Raw genomic sequence first — 20,401 nt, 5'->3', positions numbered from 1 at the left:
TGGGCTGCGAAGCAGCCCCAATAAATCCGACGCGGTTCTACAGCCAGATCCGCGTCGCCAGTTTCAGGGCTGCTAGGGCAAGCCTGCTCGCCACAATGAGCCTGCTCACCAGAGAACGAGGTTCACCCTCAGAAAATGAGTGAACCCAGCGCCCCAATCACCGCTTCGAAAGCTCCACAATCATTCGGCTAAGCAGATAAATCCGCGGCGCCACACTCTCCACCTCGGCATACTCCTCAGGCGTATGTATGTTGCCCCCGACAATCCCAAACCCATCCAACGTCGGCGTGCCAACCCCGGCCGACAAGCTCGCATCCGCCGCCCCGCCGCTGCCTTCAATGGTCAACTTACGCCCCAACTCCCCGTAAATCCCTTGGGCGATCGCCACCAACTTATCCGACTCGGGCGTTTGTGGCATCGGCGGTAAACCGCGCAGCAAACTGGTCTTCACTTCGGTGTCCGGGATCAATTTGTTGGCCGACACGCGGGCCAGGTCTTTCTCGATCCGATCAAACTCTTCCGGCAACGCCGCGCGTACATCCGCCTTGGCGGTGGCTTGGTCGGGAATGACGTTGGTGCGGTCACCGGCCTTGATCACAGTGAAGTTGATGGTGGTTTTCTTCTCTTCATCGCCCAGTTTGCCCAGTTGCAGGATCTGGTGCGCCGCTTCCATCGCGGCGTTACGACCCAGCTCCGGGGCGACGCCGGCGTGGGCGGCTTTGCCTTTGACTTCGACCACGGCGGTGGCACTGCCTTTGCGCCATACCACCAGGCCATCGGCTGGGCGGCCGGGTTCGAGGTTGAGGGTAACGTCGTGGCCTTTGGCGGTGGTGCGGATCAGCTCGGAGGCGGCTTCGGAGCCGGTTTCTTCGCTGGCGTCGAGCAGGAAGGTGATTTGGGCGTAGTCCTTGAAACCTTGGTTTTTCAGGACTTTCAACGCGTAGATGCCGGCGACGATGCCGCCTTTGTCATCCATCACGCCGGGGCCATAGGCGCGGCCGTCTTTGATGTGGAATGGGCGCTCGGCGGCCGAACCTTCCTTGAACACGGTGTCCATGTGCGCCATCAGCAGGATCTTGGCTTTGCCGGTGCCTTTGAGGGTGGCGATCACGTGGCTGTTGTTAGCGGCCTTGTCCGGCACCAGTTCGATGCTGAAACCCAGCTGCTTCAATTCATCCACGGCGATGTCGCGCACTTGGGTCAGGCCGGGCTCGTAGCCGGAGCCCGAATCAATATTCACCAGGCGTTCGAGCAGTTTCAGCGCCTCGGCCTTGTACTGTTCAGAATCGGCCTGGATCTGTTTGTGGGGTTCGGCGCTGTAGGCCGGCACGGCGAAGGACAAGGCCAGGGTCGCGGCCAGGAGGGTACGGGAGAAGGTGAAGAGCATGGACCGATCCTTGTGTTTTTGTTGGGAGGGGCTGCAACACCCTACCCCACTAGACCGAACGCAACCAACTCCCTTGCACGGAACTCACGCGGTTACGCCCGCTGCTCTTGGCCTCGTACAACGCCTGGTCGGCGTCGTTGAGCCAACTGGTGGAATCGGCGTGCGCCGCTTGGTATGGCGCCAGGCCGATGCTCAAGCTGGCGCGCAGCGTCGGGTCCTGGGCATACGCCAACGCGTTGAAGCGGTCGCGCAAGGCGTCCATCACTTCGGTGGCGCGGTGCAGGGGCATGTCCGGCAGGATCACACAGAACTCATCGCCGCCATAGCGCCCGGCGAGGTCGGTGGCGCGCAGGTTCTGGCGCAGTATTTTGCTCAATTGGCGCAGCACGATATCGCCGGTGACATGGCCGTAGGTATCGTTGATGGTCTTGAAATGGTCGATGTCGATCAGCGCGATGGCGGCGCCCACCTGCTCCCGGCGGCAGCGTTGGAATTCGATCTCCAGATGGTCCTTCCAGGCGCCGTGATTGAGCAGGCCGGACAGGCTGTCAGTGCGGCTCAGGGCCAGTAACTCGCGTTTGTGTCGGGCCAGGGTCACGGCCTGGCGATAGCAGATCCAGCCCAGGACCAACGGGTACACCATCAAGATCGGCAGGCAGGCGTAGAGCTGGGCCTCGGTGGTCACGGCGATAAACGCGGGGGCGAACAGCAGCAGCGACGTGCCGATGCCCAATGCCTGTGCCACCCAGCCCGCCAACATGAAGCGTGGCCCGCCGATGGCGACGTTATTCATGGTCATCATCGACAGCGTGGTCACGCTGGGCAGCGGGTTGAAGTGCATGGCGCCGACCCAGAACCCGCCGCAAAAGGAATCGAACAGCAGGTTACGGCGTTCGCTGCGCAGTGAGTTGCTGGCGCGGCGCGACCATTGATAGGCAATGTGCGGCCAGACAAAGGCATTGATCAGCATCCAGGCCCACACCCACAGCGGCGGGTGCAAGGGGTACATGCCAAACACCACGCACACAAAACCCAGCGTCAGCCCCAAGGTGCGCGATTTATACAACCGTGAAGCGAGCGGAAGTCCATTTCCTCCGGCAGCTGACATGGTCTGGTGTGATCCTGGATGAATGCCTGGAGTCTATCAGGGTAACGGCAATGCGCCACTACCGCTCATAAGCCCGATCTAAAGGGCATCAGTGCGAAAAACCGCGCGCCAACATCAACGCTACACCCAGCAACAACAATGCCGTCACCCGCTGCAACAACACCCGACGCCTGGGGTTTTCAAGCACGTGCTTGATGCGCTGGCCGAAATAGCAGTACAGGCAACCGCTGGCAAATTGCAGCGCCAGAAATGTCAGCCCGAGGATGGCGATATCCACCGCCGAAGTGTGCTCCCCGCCCCCGGCAAACTGTGGGAATACGGCGCTGAACAGGATGATGGTCTTGGGGTTGGAAAACCCGGTCAACAGGCCTTTGCCGAACAGGCTGCGCGAACCTTCCACAGCACCGCCCTGGTTGATCGACACGCCGCTGCTGGTCCACTGTTTGTAGGCCAGATAAAGGATGTAGGCCACGCCCACACACTGGAGGGTCTGGGTAATGGCGAGGTTGCCTTTGATCAATTGTGCAAAGCCCACGGCAAAGATCAGGATCGAAATCAGGTACGACACACTGGCGCCGACCTGCGCCGGGATCGAGCGGCGCAAGCCGTCCTTCAAGCCCAGGCTCAACAGCAGCAGGGTCATCGGGCCGGGGCTGAAGGTCATGGTGGCGCAAAACAGCAGAAAGTAGAGAAACGAAGAAAGTGTTAACGCACTTGTCATGGGCCCAGACCTCAGTTGGAAGAAGCAACAGCGAAGGAACGGGCCAGCTCAGCCAGGGCGGCCTTCGCGCTCTGGTGAGCGGTTTCAAATGCCACCAGGCCCTTCCAGTGGGTGTCGACGATAGCCTGCACCACATCGGCGTAGTCGCCATTGCCAGCGCCTTGCACACCAGTGTTGTCGCTGAAGCAAATACCCTTGATCAGCGCGTGGTACTTGCGCACCACCTGCGCCGACAAGCCGTTATCGAGGTGGGCGTTGCCCGCGTCGAGCAAGCAGTACACGTTGCGGTGCGCGTGCAGGTGCTCGAACACAGCGGCGAATTGCGCTTCGTCGGTGAATATCCGGTAGTTGACATAGTGGGACAGGCTCTCCAGGTAGATATCCGTACCGTTGGCCTGCGCATACTGCGCCAGCGCCTGCACCGATTTGAGGTAATACGCCAGGGCAACCTGCTTGGCCTCCTGCACCCTTTGCGGCCCGACGATGCAGCCGCCATGGATGATCAACGGCGCACCCAAACGGCTGGCAATATCGATCTCTTTTTCCACGTACTCCACCGCCGCCGTGCGGAAAGCACCGACATCGCTGCCCAGCGGCGCCTTGAAGTTGCTGTGGAATATCGGCTGAACGCCGCTGGCTGCACTCTGCTCCTGCAGGCCGGCGATGCGCGCATCGGTCCAGTCCTCGACCCTTTCGCCCAACAGGCTGCCGTGGATGTACCAGTGGGTGCAGCCACTTTCAATGGCGCTTTGCAGGCCTTTTTCCGCCCCCAGGTATTTCTGTTGGACCAGGCCGGTACAGAACGGCACGCTGGGGTTGAGCTGTGGGTTTGGCATGGCGTGATCCGTGTCGTTGGTGGCGCGCAGTCTAGAGCGCCAGCCTTGCACAGGGCAGGTAAAGTAATGCCTAATTCGGCCTAACTTTACCGGTAAAAATGACCGGTGAAATCACTGAAAAAAATGCCAGGAAGGTCTATGTTTGTTTCCGCCATCGCGTTTGTGCAAGGCACGCCCAAGGTCCAGCAGATTGTCGAAGCGTTCAGCCAGGCCATCGAGAATGGTGAATGGGCGCCCGGCAGCAAGCTGCCTTCGGTGCGTGCATTGACCCAGACCCTGGGCGTCAGCAAATTCACCCTCAATGAGGCGCTGGACCGCCTGCGCGGGCGCAACCTGCTGACCTCAAGCCAAGGTCGCGGCTACTTTGTGGCGATGGACACCGCCCGCCCCGCGTCGGTGACCTGGGTCGACCTGTTACCCCAAGACTTGCTCAGCGTGTTGCGCCGCCCCTTGGTCACCGCCAGCGGCGAGCTGCGCCCCGGCAGTGGCCACTTGCCGGAAGATTGGCTGAACAGCGAAGCCATCCGCCAAGCCATGCGCAGCGTGGTGCGCGCGCCGTCGTTGCGCATCGCCGGGCTGGGCACGCCAGCCGGGCTATTGCCATTGCGCCAGGCCCTGCAACAGAAGCTGCACGCCGAAGGGCTGGCGGTGCCGGTGGAGCAAATCATCACCACGCCCAACACCGTGCAAGGCCTGGACATGCTCATGCGCTTGCTCGCGCGCCCCGGCGACACCGTGCTGCTGGACGCACCGTGCTACTTCAACTTCCACGCCAACCTGGCCCTGCATGGCGTCAAGGTGGTGACTGTCCAGCGGCGCCCCGACGGCTTTGACTTCGCCGCCCTCGAACAACTGCTGGCCGAACACCGCCCCAGCCTGTACCTGACCACCAGCGTGCTGCATAACCCCACCGGCCACTCTTTCAGCCCCGGCCAGGCGTTTCGCCTGCTGCAACTGACCCAGCAATACCACTGCCATATCATCGAGGACGACCTCTACGGCGACCTGCACCCCAACCCGCCACCACGCCTGGCCGCCCTCGCCGGCCTGGACCAGGTCACCTACCTGTCGGGGTTCTCCAAGATCCTCAGCGCCAACACCCGCGTCAGCTATGTGGTGGCCGCGCCACAACTGGCGGCGAACCTGACCAATATGAAGTTGATGAGCGGCGGCGTGACCTCGGAGCTGTTCGAGCAGATCGTCTACCGCATGCTCAGCGAAGGCAGCTATGCCAAGCATCGCAAACGCATGGTGCAGCGGCTGATGGAAGCCGGCGGGCGCGTTGAGCAATGGCTGAAACGTTGCGGCTGCGAGCTGCCGATGGCGTATGAAGGCGGGATGTTTATCTGGGCGCACCTGCCGCCGGGCGTGAACGGTGAGTTGCTGGCCCAGGAGGCGTTGCAACACAGCCTGGTGTTGGCGCCGGGCGCGTTGTTCGGCTACGACCCGGCGCACCTCAATTCGATGCGTTTCAATGTGGCCCACAGTGATGAGGCGCAGGTGCAGCGCGTGTTCGAGGCGTTGCTGCTCAAGGCCTTGGCAAGTTAAGCGTTTATCGACGATGCGCCAGTGACCTCACACAGCGATCGCCCAGGCCCAGCGTCAACGTCACCCCGGCCACCAGCGCCGGCAACGCTTCGGGCAGCAGTACTTTGAGGATCACATGGCGAACGTCACCGCCCATCGCGTGAGGATGAAGGACGCCGGGCGCTGGCCCGTCGGCTTTTTTGCTTCGCTGTGTATCTCGTTACCGCCAGATACACTGCAATACAAAGGGCACAAGGCAAAGCCTGCGTCGATGGCTAGACTGCGGCCCATGAGCATTTAACGAGGAACGCAGCATGGATCATGTCGACCATATCCTGATCGTCGATGACGACCGCGAGATCCGCGAGCTGGTGGGCAATTACCTGAAGAAAAACGGCATGCGCACCACGGTGGTCGCCGATGGTCGCCAGATGCGCAGCTTCCTGGACACCACGCCGGTTGACCTGATCGTGCTGGACATCATGATGCCCGGCGACGATGGTTTGCAGCTGTGCCGCGAGCTGCGGGTGGGCAAGCACAAGGCCACGCCAGTGCTGATGCTCACCGCGCGCAACGATGAAACCGACCGCATCATCGGCCTCGAAATGGGCGCCGACGATTACCTGGTCAAACCCTTCGCCGCCCGCGAATTGCTGGCGCGCATCAACGCCGTGCTGCGCCGCACGCGCATGCTGCCGCCGAACCTGGTGGTGAGTGAAACCGGGCGGTTGATTCGTTTTGGGCGCTGGCGCCTGGACACCACCGCCCGCCATCTGCTCGACGAAGACGACACACTGGTGGCCTTGAGCGGCGCCGAATATCGCCTGTTGCGGGTGTTCCTCGATCACCCGCAGCGCGTGCTCAACCGCGATCAATTGCTCAACCTGACACAGGGCCGTGACGCGGACCTGTTCGACCGTTCCATCGACTTGCTGGTCAGTCGCTTGCGCCAACGCCTGCTGGATGACGCCCGCGAACCGGCCTATATCAAGACCGTGCGCAGCGAGGGTTATGTGTTCTCCCTGGCCGTGGAAATCCTCGGGGCCGAGCAATGAAGTGGCGCTTGGGCTGGCCACGCACGCTGGCGTCGCAGTTGTCGCTGATCTTCCTGATCAGCCTGGTCTGCGCCCATGGGTTGTCATTCAGCGCGCAGTTCTACGAGCGTTACATCAGCGCGCGCACGGCGATGCTTGGCAACCTGGAGAACGACGTGTCCACCTCGGTGGCAATCCTCGACCGCCTGCCCGCCAACGAGCGTGCCAGTTGGCTGCCGCGTATCGACCGCCAAAATTATCACTACCTGCTCAGTGCCGGCGAGGCCGGCGAGCCGATGAGCCGTGATGACATGCCGATGGCCGCCACCTCGATTGCGGACGCGCTGGGCGAGCAGTACGTGCTGAACTTTCGCGACATTCCCGGCCTGCAGAAGCACTTCCAGGCGCACTTGACCCTGGCTGACGGCAACCCGATCACCATCGACGTGCGCCCCGCCGCTGTGCCCGTGGCGTATTGGTTGCCGGTGGTGCTGACCCTGCAGTTGGCGCTGTTGCTGGGCTGCACCTGGCTGGCGGTACGCCTGGCGATTCGCCCGTTGACCCGGCTGGCCCGCGCCGTGGAAACCCTCGACCCTAACGCCCACCCCACGCCGCTGGACGAACACGGCCCCACCGAAGTCGCGCATGCCGCGGCGGCGTTCAATCAAATGCAACAACGCATCGCCGAATACCTCAAGGAGCGCATGCAGATCCTGGCGGCCATTTCCCACGACCTGCAAACACCGATTACCCGCATGAAGCTGCGCGCCGAGTTCATGGAGGACTGCGCCGAGCGCGACAAACTCTGGAGTGACCTGGGCGAAATGGAACACCTGGTGCGCGAAGGCGTGGCCTATGCGCGCAGCGTGCACGGGGCTACCGAAGCCAGCCACCGCATCAACCTCGACGCCTTTCTCGACAGCCTGGTGTTTGACTATCAGGACATGCACAAGCAGGTCAGCCTCACCGGTAAAAGCTCGGTGGTGCTGGACACCCGCCCCCACGCCCTGCGCCGGGTGCTGGTGAACCTGGTCGACAATGCGCTGAAATTCGCCGGCAGTGCGCAGCTGGAAGTCGGCTCGACGACAGCCGGGCAGCTGTCGATCAAGGTGCTCGACCGTGGGCCGGGGATTGCCGAGGACGAACTGGTGCAGGTCATGCAGCCGTTTTATCGGGTGGAAAGCTCACGCAATCGCGGCACCGGCGGCACCGGGCTGGGCTTGGCGATTGCGCAGCAATTGGCGGTGGCGGTCGGCGGTTCACTGACGTTGAGCAACCGCGCCGAGGGAGGCTTATGTGCCGAGATTCGGCTGAGCCTGTAGCGCCGTCACTTCATGCGTATTGCTAATATATTGATCTTAAAATAATTCACTTTTTTAATACTTAGGTTAGAACCAACAGGCATTTTACAGACTCGGCCAGTCCCCTTACTTTTGACCCGAGTGACCGACCCCACGCCCGGAGGAGGTGTTGAACCCCGTACCTGACAAGGACTGACCATGAGCATTGAATTCATCGGCTATATCGGCGGCCATCACGCTTCCGAGATTTACCCGCGCAGCGGCCCCACCCTGCAACCGGACTACGTCGAAACCGTGGCCCGCGCCCACGAAGAGGCCGGTTTCGACCGCGCCCTGGTGGCCTTCCACTCCAACAGCCCGGACAGCACACTGATCGCCTCGCATGCGGCCAGCGTCACCCAAAAGCTGCAGTTACTGATCGCCCATCGCCCGGGTTTTGCGCAGCCTACGCTGGCTGCGCGCCAGTTCAGCACCCTGGACGTCTTCAACGGCGGGCGCACGGCCGTGCACATCATCACTGGCGGCGATGACCGCGAACTGCGCGCCGATGGCAGCCACATCGGCAAGGACGAACGCTACGCACGCACCGACGAATACCTCAGCGTGGTACGCCAGGAATGGACCAGCGAGAAACCCTTCGATTTCTCAGGCACCTACTACCAGGTAGAAGGCGCGCACTCGACGGTGAAGTCGCCGCAACAGCCGCATATTCCGTTGTACTTCGGTGGTTCTTCAGCGGCGGCGATTGCGGTGGCGGGCAAGCATGCCGATGTGTATGCGCTGTGGGGGGAAACCTATGAGCAAGTGCGCGACATTGTGACCCAGGTGCGGGCCGAGGCGGCCAAGCATGGGCGTACGATTCGCTTCAGTTTGTCGTTGCGGCCAATCCTGGCCGAGACCGAGGAACTGGCGTGGGCGCGTGCTGAGACGATCCTGCAGCAGGCGACGGCGTTGGCTGAAAAGAATGGGTTTGTGCGGCGTGAACCGCCGAACGAAGGCTCGCGCCGGTTGTTGGCGGCGGCGGCGCAAGGGTCGCGGCTGGATAAGCGGTTGTGGACGGGGATTGCAGGGTTATTGGGCGCGCAAGGCAATTCCACCTCATTGGTGGGTACAGCTGAGCAAGTCGCGGAGGCGTTGTTAGATTATTACGATTTGGGGATCAGTACATTTTTGATTCGAGGGTTTGATCCGCTTAATGATGCGATTGACTATGGCAAGAAGTTGATTCCGCTGACGCGGCAACGGGTTGCTGAGCGTGAACAGGCTAAGCAAGTGGCTTGAGTTTGGCTTGGTTGCGGGGGTGCTGGGTACATATCCGTTGTTTGGGTGATGGCTTGGATTGGTTCCGCTCTTACAGCGGGTCACTTTTGAAAAGAGCCCAAAAGTAACCAAAAGGCTCTTGCCCCACCACTCGGCACCTCGCCTAGGCTCGGTGTGCCCGCACTCCGGCTTTGGAGCGGGGGCCGCCGCGATGGGCCATCCTTGGCCCAGCGCGGCTAAACCGGCGTCCTGCCGGTTTACCCCCGCTCCAAAGCCTGCGTTCGGCCAGCGTGGTTGACGGGGCGCCTAAGATCAAAATCAAGATCAAGATCTACAGCACGGCGGCCTAGTAGCCGACCTGAGTGGTTAGATCAAAAGCAAACTCGAGGCGGCCTGACAGCCGACCTGTTTACTGAAGCTGTTCTCGGTCTAATTGTGGGAGCGGGCTTGCTCGCGAATGCGGTGTGTCAGTCAGCTTATTTGTAACTGACCCACCGCATTCGCGAGCAAGCCCGCTCCCACATTTTGAGCTCAGTACATCAGGTAGATGTGTGTACTCGGTCAAAGGTGGGAGCTGGCTTGCCTGCGAAGGCATCAACTCGGTGTACCTGATGTACCGAGGTGTCTGCATCGCAGGCAAGCCAGCTCCCACAGAAAAGCAGATCTGCCTTTGCCCTGTTTTTGCTGTGCTGTTGCCCTGCTTTTGCTTCAACCACTCAGGTCGGCTACTAGGCCGCCGTGCTGTAGATTTTGATCTTGATCTGACAGGCCCCGTTAACCACGATGGCCGCAAGTAGGCACGGTGGAGCGGGTAAACCGGCAGGGATGCCGGTTTAGCCGCGCTGGGCCAGGGATGGCCCATCGCGGCGACCCGCGGAAACGGGCCGGAGTGCGGGCATGCCGAGCCTAAGCGAGGCACCGAGTGGTGGGGCAAAGACCTTTTGGTTACTTTTGGGGCGTTTGCCAAAAGTGACCCGCTGTAAGAGCGGAACCCTAAGTGGCCGTTACCGCAGCAACGGATATGTACTCAAATCTACCTAACCCCAAGATCAGTTCTTATACTCGGTATCAGCCCGCTCAAGCTGGCGAATCAACGCATTCCAATGCCGCGCCACCCCCGGCCCAGCCCCATTGCTGAACACCTTGGCCTGCTCTTCAACCTTGGCCACCACCTCCACCGGTGGAAAGATCAACTGCGCATTCCCCCCCACCTGCGCCGCCACCTGGATAGTGCACGCACGCTCCAGCCCCTGCAGCTGCTGAAAGGCATGCTCCACACTGACGCCCGCCGTCAACAACCCATGGTTACGCAAAATCATCACACTCTTATCGCCGAGGTCCGCCACCAACCGCTCACGCTCATCCAGGTCCAGCGCCACGCCTTCATAACCGTGGTAAGCCACACGCCCGGAGAACGCGATGGAATGCTGGGAAATCGGCAACAAGCCATCCTTCTGCGCCGACACCGCAATACCGTCTCGGGTGTGAGTGTGCAGCACCGCTTGCAGGTCGTGGCGAGCGCCGTGAATGGCACTGTGAATCACATAGCCGGCGTAGTTGATACCCAACCCCGTAGGGTCATCGACGATGGTGCCATCGAGGTCGACCTTGACCAGGTTGGACGCACTGATCTCATCGAACAACAACCCAAAGGCATTGATCAGGAAATGCTCGTCCGGCCCCGGCACACGGGCGGAGAAGTGCGTGTAGATGTGATCGGTCCACTTGTACAACGCTGCCAGCCGATAGGCCGCGGCCAGTTTGACGCGCACCTCCCACTCTTCTGGCGTGACGCGCTGGCGAACATTGCTGGAGACGCTGGAGATCGAGGTGACGCTGCTCATGGCAAAACTTCCTGGATGGCCTTAAGGACTTCCAGTCAGCCTATGGGATGCAAAAAAATATTAAAAAGCACATTTTAATCTAAGCTAATTATTATATTTTTTTATGATAGTTCCCACGCAGAGCGTAGGAACGAGCATCAACAGGGATCAGGCGGCGTTGCGGATTTTGTGCAACGACGCCGCCACCAACTTGCCAAACGCATCCACCGGCCCTTGCAGGTTGCCGAGAAAATGCGGATAGATCAGCCACAAATCCATCACCGGCTTGAAATCCTTGAGCGGCATGACCGCCAGTTGATCACGGTGAGCGCTGCGTTCCAGTAATGGCCGTGGCACCAGGCCCAAACCCAGACCGTCTGCCACCAAACCCAACTGCAACTCCGTGCCGAAGGTTTCCAGGTTCACCCGCAGCGCCAAACCCTGATCGGACAACGTACGCTGCAAACCCGCACGGAAACCGCAGCCATCCGGGTTGAGAATCCAGCCGTTCTGGTACACATCCGCCAGCTTGCACGGCTTCTTCGGCAACTGCGCCTTGGCGCACACCACCACCAGTTCCATCTTGCCGATGGACTCGCCGACGATGTTATCGGGAAAAATCTTGCCCGCCGGAAACAGCGCTGCCGCCGCGTCCAGCTCGCCGCGCTCGATCTTGCCGACCAGTTGGCTGCCCCAGCCGGTGGCGACCTGGGCGCGCAGGTCGGCGTATTCGGTGCGCAGGTGCTTGAGCGCATCCAGCAGCACCACATCGCCGATGGTCTGCGGCACGCCCAGGCGCAACACGCCGGTGGGCGGCGCATCGGTTGCCACCAGTTCGCGCAGGGCATCCATTTCACGCAGGATCAGCCGGCATTGTTCATAAACCCGGGTGCCGATCAGCGTAGGCTTCAGGGGCTTGGTATTGCGGTCGAACAGTTCCACACCCAGCGCCTGCTCGAAGTTCTGCACGCGGCGGGTGATGGCCGGCTGGGTCAATTGCAACGACTCGGCGGCATGGCTGATGGACTGGCAACGAATCACTTCGACAAAGGCATCGATATCGTCAATTTTCATTTGGGCCGCACATAGAGAACAGTCATTAAGATGTGTGTGAAGCATAGTTGCCGGAACGCTGGCTGGATAGCCCGGGCTGCGATCGATAACGTATAACGCTATGCAGAACGGGCCTAAATTACCTTCGGCTATAAGCTAATCATTAAAAAATAGCATATTAACTATAAACATTATGCTTATATAAACCCATCAACAGAACGATGGAATTGCCATGACCCAGGCCCGACACCCCGAGAGACTCCGAGCCTTTATTGGCGCCCTGGCGGAATTGATCGACGGCAACCCACGTGAAGGCGACCTGCTGCACCGTGGCGGCAAGCTGTTGGCGCAACTGGTCAGTCATGATGACTGGCTCCCCGACGAATACGCCCAACCCGACCCCGAGCGCTACCAGCAATTCTTGCTGCATGCCGATTCGCGCCAGCGCTTCAGCATCGTCAGTTTCGTGTGGGGGCCGGGGCAAAGCACGCCGATTCATGACCACCGCGTGTGGGGCCTGATCGGCATGCTGCGCGGTTCGGAGTTTTCCCAAGGCTTTGAGCGCGCGCCCGACGGCAGCCTGATCGCCGAAGGCAAGCCGATTCAGTTGCTGCCGGGTCAGGTCGAGGCCGTGTCGCCCAAAGTCGGCGACATTCATCAGGTCAGCAATGCCCACAGTGACCAGGTGTCGATCAGTATTCATGTGTACGGCGCCAATATCGGTGCCGTGCGCCGCGCGGTGTATCAACCCGACGGCAGTGAGAAACTGTTTATTTCCGGTTATTCCAACGCCTACCTCCCGAACATCTGGGATTTGTCCAAAGAAAAGAGCCCTGCCCTATGACCACCGTATCGAACCGCAGCTTTGCCCAGATTCGCCAGGCCCTGTTGGACCGTGAAGAAGTCGCCCTGATCGACGTGCGCGAAGAAGCGCCGTTTGCCGAGTCCCACCCGCTGTTCGCTGCGAATATCCCGCTGTCCAAATTGGAGCTTGAGGCGTACGCACGCATTCCGCGCCGCGATACCCAGGTCACCGTTTACGATAATGGCGAGGGGCTGGCCGCGCGTGCCGCCGAGCGCCTGGTTGCGCTGGGCTACTCCCAAGTCAGCCTGCTTGAAGGTGGGTTGAACGGTTGGCGCGAAGCCGGTGGCGAGTTGTTTATCGACGTCAACGTGCCGAGCAAAGCCTTTGGCGAGTTGGTTGAGAGCGAGCGTCATACGCCGTCCCTGGCCGCCGAAGAAGTGCAGGCCCTGCTCGACAGCCAGGCCGACGTGGTGGTGCTCGACGCGCGCCGCTTCGACGAATACCAGACCATGAGCATTCCTACCGGCATCAGCGTGCCCGGTGCCGAGCTGGTGCTGCGCGCCCGTGAACTGGCGCCGGACCCGGCCACGCGCATTATCGTCAACTGCGCCGGGCGCACGCGCAGCATTATTGGCACTCAATCGCTGATCAACTCTGGCATCGCCAACCCGGTGTCGGCGCTGCGTAACGGCACTATCGGCTGGACCCTGGCCGGGCAGACACTCGCCCATGGCCAGTCGCGCCGCTTTGCGCCAACCTCTGAAGCACATCGCCAGATCGCCGCCCAGGACGCTCGCCGTGTTGCCGACAAAGCCCGCGTCGGCCGCGCCACCCTGGCCGACCTGCAACGCTGGCAGCAGGAAACCACGCGCACCACTTACCTGTTCGATGTGCGCACCCCGGAAGAATTCGAAGCCGGCCATGTGCCCGGCGCACGCTCCACACCGGGCGGCCAGTTGGTGCAGGAAACCGACCACGTCGCCAGCGTGCGCGGCGCGCGCCTGGTGCTGGCGGATGATGACGGCGTGCGCGCCAATATGTCTGCCTCCTGGCTCGCACAGCTGGGCTGGGACGTGCAGGTGCTGGACGGCCTGCAACTCGCGCACTTCAGCGAAACAGGCGCCTGGGTCGCGCCGGTTCCGGCGCCGCCGCAAGCCGAACTGATCAGCCCGCACACCCTGGCAGAGTGGCTCACCCACGGCGACACCGCCGTGCTGGATTTCACCCCGAGCGTCAATTACGTCAAGCGCCACATCCCCGGCGCCCACTGGGTCTTGCGCGCGCAATTGCCGCAGGCGCTGACCAAAGTGCCGCCCGCCGAACGTTATGTGCTGACGTGCGGCACCAGCCAGCTGGCACGCCTGGCGGTGGCCGACGTCGAGGCGCTGACCGGCAAGCCGGTGTTCCTGCTGCAAGGCGGCACCACCCACTGGATCGCCGAGCAACTGCCGTTGCAAGCCGGTGAAACCCACTTGGCTTCGCCGCGTATCGACCGCTACCGCCGACCGTACGAAGGCACCGACAGCCCCAAGGAAGCCATGCAGGCTTACCTGGATTGGGAGTTCGGCCTGGTCAAGCAACTGGCCCGCGACGGCACCCATGGTTTCTATGTGATCTGATTCACCTGCACGCCTGCCCCGGACCGGGGCGGGCCTCACCGACCCCTTTCCAGGCGGAGGTAAACCACACCTTTTTACTTTGCCTGGAATCTATAACTCATGGTTTTTACCACTGCGTTCAAACGCCTGATGCTGGGCGCCGCCCTCGCCTTTGGCCTGATCACCACCGCCCAGGCCGCCGACCTGCAACCGCTGCGGGTGGCCAACCAAAAATCGACGATCAAGGCACTGCTGCAAGCCAGCGGCGAAACCAACAATGTGCCTTACGAAATCCAGTGGTCGGAGTTCCCTTCCGCCTCGCCGCTGGGCGAAGCCTTGAATGCCGGCGCCGTGGATGTCGGTGCGCTCGGTGATGCGCCGTATGTGTTTGCTCTGGGTGCCGGCGCCTCGCTCAAGGTGGTCAGCATCATCCACGCCGAAGGGCGCAACACCACCGCCCTGGTGGTGCCCAAGGATTCACCGATCAAAAACGTGGCCGATCTCAAGGGCAAAAAAATCGTCACCGGGCGTGGCTCCATCGGTCATTACCTGGCGATCAAGGCTCTGGCCAGCGCGGGACTGACGACCAACGATGTGCAGTTCATTTTTCTGCTGCCCGCCGAATCCCGCCTGGTGCTGGATAACGGCACTGTCGACGCCTGGGCCACATGGGACCCTTACACCACGGTCGTCACCTCTCAAAGCCAGGCCAGGGTTCTGGTCAGTGGCAACCATCTGCTGAGCAACCACCTGTACTTCGCCGCCACAGACCAGGCCATCAGCGAAAAACGCGTACAGCTGGACGACTTTGTCGCCCGCGTCGATCGCGCTTATGCGTGGGCCAACACGCACCCCAATGAATACGCCGCCGCCCAATCGAAAATCACCGGCCTGCCGTTGGCGGTGCACATCGAGGTGGCCAAAGACACCCATTTGAGCCCCGTCGTGATCGACGACAGCGTGATCAGCGGCCTGCAAGCCACGGCCGACACCTATCAGAAAGAAGGCCTGCTGCCCAACCACATCGACGTGTCGCAGGGCTTCGACAAGAGCTTTAACGCCAGCCGTTTCCCCACTTCCCAAGCATCGCGCTAAGCAAGGAGCAGCACATGAGCAAGCCAGGTCAATTGAAGCCACGCCATTTGAAGCTAGGTGCCATGGTTCACGGCGTCGGTCACGGCTGGGGCGAATGGCGCCACCCGCAGGCGCAACCGAATGCCAGCACCCATTTTGGTTTCTACAAGCAGCAGACTGAGCTGGCCGAAGGCGCCAAATTCGACTTCGTGTTCATCGCCGACAGCCTGCATATCCACGCCAAATCCAGCCCGCATTACCTCAACCGTTTTGAACCACTGACGATTCTCTCGGCCCTCGCCGCGTTGACCACCCACATCGGCCTGGTCGCCACGGTGACGGTCAGCTACACCGAGCCCTACCAGGTGGCACGCCAGTTCGCTTCCCTGGACCATATCAGCGGCGGCCGCGCCGGTTGGAACGTGGTCACCTCATGGCTCAGCGGCACCGCCGATAACTTCGGCAAGGCCGAGCACCCACCGCATGCCGTGCGCTACCGCATCGCCAAGGAACACCTGAACGTGGTCAAGGGCCTGTGGGACTCCTGGGAAGACGACGCCTTTGCCTACAACAAACAAAGCGGCGAGTTTTTCACCCCGGGCAAGCTGCACGCGCTGAACCACAAAGGCGAGTTCTTCTCGGTCAAAGGCCCGCTGAACATCGCGCGCTCGCGCCAGGGCCAGCCGGCGATTTTTCAAGCGGGCACGTCGGAGGATGGACGCAACTTTGCCGCCGAGCACTCCGATGCGATTTTCGTGCACGTTGAAACGATCGACGAAGGCAAGGCCTACACCGCTGACTTGAAGCGCCGCGCCCAAGGTTTTGGCCGCGACCCCGCCAGCCTGTCGATCCTGCCGGGCATCCGCCCGATTGTCGGGCGGGATGCGGCCGAGGTGGAAAGCCGCTATCAACAGGCCGTGGACCTGGTCACCGTGGAGGACGCGATTGTCGCCCTCGGCCGCCCGTTCAATGACCACGACTTCAGCAAGTACCCACTTGACGCGCCGTTCCCGGAGCTCGGCGACCTGGGTGCCAACAGCCAGAAAGGCGGCTCCGAGCGCATCAAGCAACTGGCCAAGGACGAAGGCCTGACCCTGCGCGAAGTCGCCCTGCGTTTCTCACGGCCCAAGCGTGATTTCGTCGGCACCGCCGAACAAGTCGCCGATGCCATCCAGACCTGGTTCGAGACCGGCGCCAGCGATGGTTTCATCATCAATTCGGTGCTGCCCGATGGCTTGCAGTACTTCACCGAATTGGTGGTGCCGGTGCTGCAAGAGCGCGGCCTGTTCCGTACCGAGTACAGCGGCCACACGCTGCGCGACAACCTCGGCCTGGAGGTGCCCGCCAACCGCTACAGCGTCGGTGCCGATGTCGAAGAACCCCAGGAGGCGCTGGCATGAGCGAACCCCTCAACCGTCCGTTGGCCGAGCTGCATGCCGACCGTGTGGCTACCGGGGCGCCGGCGGCGTTGCGGGTGGTGGAGCGGTTATTGGGCCAACAGCCTGTGCGACTGGCCATCTAAGCCCACAATTCCCATGTGGGAGCGGGCTTGCTCGCGAATACGGTGGCTCAGTTAATGAATATGTCTCCTGACACACCGCTTTCGCGAGCAAGCCCGCTCCCACATTTTTGACCGAGTACATTCTCATGACGTCCCAACCTTCCTTACGCTCCGTGGAAGTCGCCAACTTCGACGCCTTGCTCGAACGCCTCAGCGTTGAGCTGGCGAGCACCGCGCACCTGTACGACGACAGCGGCGCCTTCCCCCACGAGAATTTCAAGCTGCTGCATGACCACGGCCTGGTCGCCCTCACCGTGCCCAAGGCCCTGGGCGGCGGCGGTGCGAGCCTGCCCCTGGCGCGCAAGGCAATCAGCGCGATTGCCAAGGGCGAGCCGTCCACCGCGCTGATCCTGGTGATGCAGTACCTGCAACACACGCGCCTGCAAGACAGCAAGACCTGGCCACAACACCTGCGCGTGCAAGTCGCCGCAGATGCGGTGCGCAACGGCGCGCTGATCAACGCCTTGCGCGTCGAACCCGATCTGGGCACGCCAGCCCGTGGCGGCCTGCCGGCGACCACCGCCGTGCGCACCGCCGAGGGCTGGCGCCTCAGCGGGCGCAAGATTTACTCCACTGGCAGCCACGGCCTGAGCTGGTTCAGCGTGTGGGCGCGCAGTGATGACGCCGACCCGTTGGTGGGCGCCTGGCTGGTGCGCAAGGACAGCCCCGGCGTGAGCATCATCGACACCTGGGACCACCTCGGCATGCGCGCCACGTGCAGCCATGAGGTGGTGCTCGACAACGTGCTGGTGCCGCTGGACCACGCCGTCAGCGTCAGCCCGTGGAGCGCGCCACAGCCGGAGCTCGATGGTGATGGTTTTGTGTGGATGTCGGTGCTGCTGTCGTCGGTGTATGACGCCGTGGCCCAAGCCGCACGCGACTGGCTGGTGAACTGGCTGGCAGAGCGCAAGCCGTCCAATCTCGGCGCAACCCTGTCGACCTTGCCGCGCTTTCAGGAAACCGTCGGCCATATCGACACGCTGCTGTTTGCCAACCGCAGCCTGCTGGATGCCGCCGCTGAGGGCCACACGCCTGCCGCAAATGCCGCGCAGTTGAAGTACCTGGTGACCGGCAACGCGATCCGCGCGGTCGAATTGGCCATCGAAGCCTCGGGCAACCCTGGCCTGTCACGCCACAGCCCGCTGCAACGCCACTACCGCGACGTGCTGTGCAGTCGCGTGCATACCCCACAAAACGACGCCGTACTGCAAGGCGTCGGCAAAGCTGTGTTCGCCCAACGTGGCCCAAAATGAATAAGGAGCGCTCATGAGTCAGGTGATTATTGCCAGCCAGCTGGACGAAGATTACAACGCAGTGATCCGCGAACGCCTCGCCTCGATTCATCCCGAAGCCCAGGTGATCGGCGTGCCTGTCGGTGTGCCGAGTGACCTGCCGCCCCAGGCCAATATCCTGCTGCTGCGCCCGATCAACGTGCGTGGCTACACCGCACCGGTCACCCCGCCGCCCGGCTGGCCGTATGGTGCGCAGTGGGTGCATCTGGTCTCGTCGGGCATCGACTTCTACCCGCAATGGCTGTTCAACGGCCCACCGGTTACCACCTCGCGCGGCAGTGCCGCCGATAACCTCGCCGAGTTCGCCCTGGCGGCGATCTTTGCCGCCTCCAAGCATTTGCCGGATATCTGGGTGAAGGATGCCCAGTGGAATTTCACCGCACTGCGCCCCCTCAAGGGCACCACCCTGGGCATTCTCGGCTTTGGTGCGATTGGTAAAAGCCTTGCGCAAAAGGCCTTGGCACTCGGCATCAACGTGGTCGCGTTGCGCCAAAGCCCTGCATCTTTTGAAGTGGACGGCGTAGAAGCCGCTCGGGATATTCACGACCTGTTCGCCCGCGCCGACCATCTGGTGCTGGCGGCGCCACTGACCGAGCGCACGCGGCATATCGTTAACCGCGATGTGCTCGGCAGCGCCAAGCCGGGGTTGCACCTGATCAACATTGCGCGCGGTGGTTTGCTGGATCAAGAGGCGTTGTTGGAGGCGCTGGACAACGGGCAGATCGGGCTGGCCTCCCTGGATGTGACCGAGCCGGAACCGCTGCCGGATGGGCATCCGTTGTACAGCCATCCGCGGGTAAGGTTGTCGCCGCATACCTCGGCGATTTCGACTAACAGCAAAGAGGAGATTGCCGATACGTTCCTGGCGAATTTGCAGCGGTATGTGGACGGTTCGGAGCTGGCCAACCTCGTCGATCTCTGAGCCGCACATCAATCAAAATGTGGGAGCGGGCTTGCTCGCGAAGGCGGTGGATCAGTCAGCTTATTTGTAACTGATGCATCGCATTCGCGAGCAAGCCCGCTCCCACAGTTGTTCTGTGTGGTGTCAGTGATTTAGCAACCACCCGCCAGGCGTTCACGCAAGAATTCCACCAGCGCCTGCACCGGCCGTGAGCTTTGTCGGTGCTGAGGATACACGGCCGACAGCGTCAGGGCTTCCGGGGCGAAGTCTTCCAGAAGCGTGACCAGGCGCCCATCTTTCAACGCCTCAGCGACGATAAACGTCGGCAGGTACGTGACGCCCAGCCCGGCAATCGCTGTGTCGCGCAACAACTCGCCGTTATTCACGCGCATGCGCCCGCTGACATTCACCGCGTGCAGCTTGCCCTTGGTCTGGAAACGCCATTGCACTTGGCGGCCGTGGCCGTAGGGCAGGCAGTCGTGGTGGGCCAGGTCTTCGGGTTTAAGCGGCGTGCCGCGCTGGGCCAGGTACGCGGGGCTGGCGCAATACACGCGCTCAACGCTGGCGATACGCCGCGCGATCAAGGTGGAGTCTTCAAGGGTGCCGATGCGTAACACCAGGTCGTAACCTTCGCCGATCAAATCCACCGGACGGTCGCTGAGGTCGACTTCTACCGACACGTGCGGGTGGCGTTGCAGGAACGAAGGCAACAGGCAGCCCAAGTGGGCCATGGCAAACGACAATGGCGCGCTGAGGCGGATGGTGCCGCGCGGCTCGCTGTTCTGGCCGGCGATGCCCTGCTCCACTTGCTCGACGTCACCGAGCAGGCGCAAAGCGGATTCGTAGTAACTCTGGCCGAGCGGCGTGACGTCCAGGCGGCGCGTGGAGCGGTTAAGCAGGCGCACGCCCAGGCGATCTTCCAACTGGATCAGGCGGCGGCTGACGAACTGCTTGGACAGCCCCAGTTGCTCGGCGGCAGCGGTGAAGCTGCCAGACTCCATGACCTGGCAGAACAGGCGCATGTCTTCAAAGGGGTTCATTGTCACTTCTCGGTGGACATTTAGCGGCTTTATAGCGGGTCTGTCGCCACATCACAACCGATCGTTCCCACGCTCTGCGT

The 20,401-nt window shown here is 61.8% G+C and carries 19 protein-coding genes; 11 read left to right on the top strand and 8 right to left on the bottom strand.

Translation table 11 applies throughout. The features are described 5' to 3' along the window. Positions 1–157: 157 nt before the first annotated feature. From ACA065_RS11585 to ACA065_RS11570, 4 genes are all read right to left on the bottom strand, one after another. The gene (locus ACA065_RS11585; protein ID WP_159955491.1) at positions 158–1,387 is read right to left on the bottom strand and encodes a M20/M25/M40 family metallo-hydrolase; all 1,230 of its coding nucleotides are present in this window, start codon (positions 1,385–1,387) and stop codon (positions 158–160) included. 49 nt (positions 1,388–1,436) lie between these two features. Further along, positions 1,437–2,495, bottom strand: a complete 1,059-nt coding sequence (locus ACA065_RS11580; protein ID WP_497694618.1) for a diguanylate cyclase — start codon at positions 2,493–2,495, stop codon at positions 1,437–1,439. An 88-nt stretch (positions 2,496–2,583) separates the two neighbouring features. Next, on the bottom strand, positions 2,584–3,216 hold the full coding sequence (locus tag ACA065_RS11575) for a LysE family translocator (RefSeq protein WP_497694617.1): 633 nt from the start codon (positions 3,214–3,216) through the stop codon (positions 2,584–2,586). Positions 3,217–3,227: 11 nt separating this feature from the next. Beyond that, positions 3,228–4,052, bottom strand: a complete 825-nt coding sequence (locus ACA065_RS11570) for a sugar phosphate isomerase/epimerase family protein (RefSeq protein ID WP_497694616.1) — start codon at positions 4,050–4,052, stop codon at positions 3,228–3,230. 138 nt (positions 4,053–4,190) lie between these two features. Between ACA065_RS11570 and ACA065_RS11565 the strand changes: the two genes are divergently transcribed. Further along, a complete protein-coding gene (locus ACA065_RS11565; RefSeq protein WP_497694615.1) occupies positions 4,191–5,600 on the top strand; it encodes an aminotransferase-like domain-containing protein in 1,410 nt (469 codons plus the stop codon). A gap of 4 nt (positions 5,601–5,604) precedes the next feature. Here ACA065_RS11565 and ACA065_RS11560 read toward each other — a convergent pair whose 3' ends face one another. Further along, positions 5,605–5,736, bottom strand: coding sequence for a hypothetical protein (locus ACA065_RS11560; RefSeq protein ID WP_497694614.1), 132 nt, complete (start codon positions 5,734–5,736; stop codon positions 5,605–5,607). Between the two features lie 157 nt (positions 5,737–5,893). Here ACA065_RS11560 and ACA065_RS11555 point away from each other — a divergent pair, with 157 nt between their 5' ends. From ACA065_RS11555 to ACA065_RS11545, 3 genes are all read left to right on the top strand, one after another. Then, positions 5,894–6,634, top strand: coding sequence for a response regulator (locus ACA065_RS11555; RefSeq protein ID WP_159955481.1), 741 nt, complete (start codon positions 5,894–5,896; stop codon positions 6,632–6,634). Beyond that, positions 6,631–7,935: an ATP-binding protein gene (locus ACA065_RS11550; RefSeq protein WP_497694613.1), complete on the top strand. Its 1,305-nt coding sequence runs from the start codon at positions 6,631–6,633 to the stop codon at positions 7,933–7,935. Before ACA065_RS11555 ends, ACA065_RS11550 begins: the two co-directional genes overlap by 4 nt. 177 nt (positions 7,936–8,112) lie before the next feature. After that, positions 8,113–9,195 carry an LLM class flavin-dependent oxidoreductase gene (locus ACA065_RS11545; RefSeq protein ID WP_497694612.1) on the top strand — a complete coding sequence of 361 codons (1,083 nt, stop codon included), beginning with the start codon at positions 8,113–8,115 and terminating at the stop codon, positions 9,193–9,195. Positions 9,196–10,223: 1,028 nt separating this feature from the next. On the opposite strand, the gene ACA065_RS11540 is transcribed toward ACA065_RS11545, so the two are convergent. Continuing rightward, the gene (locus ACA065_RS11540; protein ID WP_497694611.1) at positions 10,224–11,018 is read right to left on the bottom strand and encodes a class II aldolase/adducin family protein; all 795 of its coding nucleotides are present in this window, start codon (positions 11,016–11,018) and stop codon (positions 10,224–10,226) included. A gap of 147 nt (positions 11,019–11,165) precedes the next feature. Continuing rightward, positions 11,166–12,071 (bottom strand): LysR family transcriptional regulator, encoded by a 906-nt coding sequence (locus ACA065_RS11535; RefSeq protein ID WP_177019188.1) that lies wholly within the window; start codon positions 12,069–12,071, stop codon positions 11,166–11,168. Positions 12,072–12,282: 211 nt separating this feature from the next. Here ACA065_RS11535 and ACA065_RS11530 point away from each other — a divergent pair, with 211 nt between their 5' ends. From ACA065_RS11530 to ACA065_RS11500, 7 genes are all read left to right on the top strand, one after another. Continuing rightward, positions 12,283–12,894, top strand: coding sequence for a cysteine dioxygenase family protein (locus ACA065_RS11530; RefSeq protein WP_497694610.1), 612 nt, complete (start codon positions 12,283–12,285; stop codon positions 12,892–12,894). Further along, positions 12,891–14,474, top strand: a complete 1,584-nt coding sequence (locus ACA065_RS11525; RefSeq protein ID WP_497694609.1) for a rhodanese-related sulfurtransferase — start codon at positions 12,891–12,893, stop codon at positions 14,472–14,474. Before ACA065_RS11530 ends, ACA065_RS11525 begins: the two co-directional genes overlap by 4 nt. A 99-nt stretch (positions 14,475–14,573) precedes the next feature. Then, positions 14,574–15,548 (top strand): ABC transporter substrate-binding protein, encoded by a 975-nt coding sequence (locus ACA065_RS11520; protein ID WP_497694608.1) that lies wholly within the window; start codon positions 14,574–14,576, stop codon positions 15,546–15,548. Positions 15,549–15,562: 14 nt separating this feature from the next. Continuing rightward, positions 15,563–16,927, top strand: coding sequence for an LLM class flavin-dependent oxidoreductase (locus tag ACA065_RS11515; RefSeq protein ID WP_497694607.1), 1,365 nt, complete (start codon positions 15,563–15,565; stop codon positions 16,925–16,927). Beyond that, positions 16,924–17,049 carry a hypothetical protein gene (locus tag ACA065_RS11510; RefSeq protein WP_497694606.1) on the top strand — a complete coding sequence of 42 codons (126 nt, stop codon included), beginning with the start codon at positions 16,924–16,926 and terminating at the stop codon, positions 17,047–17,049. Before ACA065_RS11515 ends, ACA065_RS11510 begins: the two co-directional genes overlap by 4 nt. 125 nt (positions 17,050–17,174) lie before the next feature. After that, positions 17,175–18,341, top strand: coding sequence for an acyl-CoA dehydrogenase family protein (locus ACA065_RS11505; RefSeq protein ID WP_497694605.1), 1,167 nt, complete (start codon positions 17,175–17,177; stop codon positions 18,339–18,341). A 13-nt stretch (positions 18,342–18,354) separates the two neighbouring features. Then, positions 18,355–19,302: a D-isomer specific 2-hydroxyacid dehydrogenase family protein gene (locus ACA065_RS11500; RefSeq protein WP_497694604.1), complete on the top strand. Its 948-nt coding sequence runs from the start codon at positions 18,355–18,357 to the stop codon at positions 19,300–19,302. Positions 19,303–19,433: 131 nt separating this feature from the next. Here the strand turns inward: ACA065_RS11500 and ACA065_RS11495 are convergent, their stop codons facing one another. After that, positions 19,434–20,321 (bottom strand): LysR family transcriptional regulator, encoded by an 888-nt coding sequence (locus ACA065_RS11495; protein ID WP_497694603.1) that lies wholly within the window; start codon positions 20,319–20,321, stop codon positions 19,434–19,436. Between the last annotated feature and the right edge of the window lie 80 nt (positions 20,322–20,401).

It is taken from the genome of Pseudomonas sp. LBUM1640, from assembly GCF_059716225.1.
Note: the sequence above shows the minus strand (reverse complement) of the source record. Positions and strands in the feature narration are given on the sequence as shown.

Coding starts and splice junctions, on each gene's coding strand:
- ACA065_RS11570 (WP_497694616.1), bottom strand. CDS start 4,052: ATGCCAAACCCACAGCTCAACCCCAGCGTGCCGTTCTGTACCGGCCTG.
- ACA065_RS11515 (WP_497694607.1), top strand. CDS start 15,563: ATGAGCAAGCCAGGTCAATTGAAGCCACGCCATTTGAAGCTAGGTGCC.
- ACA065_RS11540 (WP_497694611.1), bottom strand. CDS start 11,018: ATGAGCAGCGTCACCTCGATCTCCAGCGTCTCCAGCAATGTTCGCCAG.
- ACA065_RS11585 (WP_159955491.1), bottom strand. CDS start 1,387: ATGCTCTTCACCTTCTCCCGTACCCTCCTGGCCGCGACCCTGGCCTTG.
- ACA065_RS11565 (WP_497694615.1), top strand. CDS start 4,191: ATGTTTGTTTCCGCCATCGCGTTTGTGCAAGGCACGCCCAAGGTCCAG.
- ACA065_RS11545 (WP_497694612.1), top strand. CDS start 8,113: ATGAGCATTGAATTCATCGGCTATATCGGCGGCCATCACGCTTCCGAG.
- ACA065_RS11525 (WP_497694609.1), top strand. CDS start 12,891: ATGACCACCGTATCGAACCGCAGCTTTGCCCAGATTCGCCAGGCCCTG.
- ACA065_RS11510 (WP_497694606.1), top strand. CDS start 16,924: ATGAGCGAACCCCTCAACCGTCCGTTGGCCGAGCTGCATGCCGACCGT.
- ACA065_RS11500 (WP_497694604.1), top strand. CDS start 18,355: ATGAGTCAGGTGATTATTGCCAGCCAGCTGGACGAAGATTACAACGCA.
- ACA065_RS11550 (WP_497694613.1), top strand. CDS start 6,631: ATGAAGTGGCGCTTGGGCTGGCCACGCACGCTGGCGTCGCAGTTGTCG.
- ACA065_RS11505 (WP_497694605.1), top strand. CDS start 17,175: ATGACGTCCCAACCTTCCTTACGCTCCGTGGAAGTCGCCAACTTCGAC.
- ACA065_RS11530 (WP_497694610.1), top strand. CDS start 12,283: ATGACCCAGGCCCGACACCCCGAGAGACTCCGAGCCTTTATTGGCGCC.
- ACA065_RS11535 (WP_177019188.1), bottom strand. CDS start 12,071: ATGAAAATTGACGATATCGATGCCTTTGTCGAAGTGATTCGTTGCCAG.
- ACA065_RS11555 (WP_159955481.1), top strand. CDS start 5,894: ATGGATCATGTCGACCATATCCTGATCGTCGATGACGACCGCGAGATC.
- ACA065_RS11520 (WP_497694608.1), top strand. CDS start 14,574: ATGGTTTTTACCACTGCGTTCAAACGCCTGATGCTGGGCGCCGCCCTC.
- ACA065_RS11560 (WP_497694614.1), bottom strand. CDS start 5,736: ATGGGCGGTGACGTTCGCCATGTGATCCTCAAAGTACTGCTGCCCGAA.
- ACA065_RS11495 (WP_497694603.1), bottom strand. CDS start 20,321: ATGAACCCCTTTGAAGACATGCGCCTGTTCTGCCAGGTCATGGAGTCT.
- ACA065_RS11580 (WP_497694618.1), bottom strand. CDS start 2,495: ATGTCAGCTGCCGGAGGAAATGGACTTCCGCTCGCTTCACGGTTGTAT.
- ACA065_RS11575 (WP_497694617.1), bottom strand. CDS start 3,216: ATGACAAGTGCGTTAACACTTTCTTCGTTTCTCTACTTTCTGCTGTTT.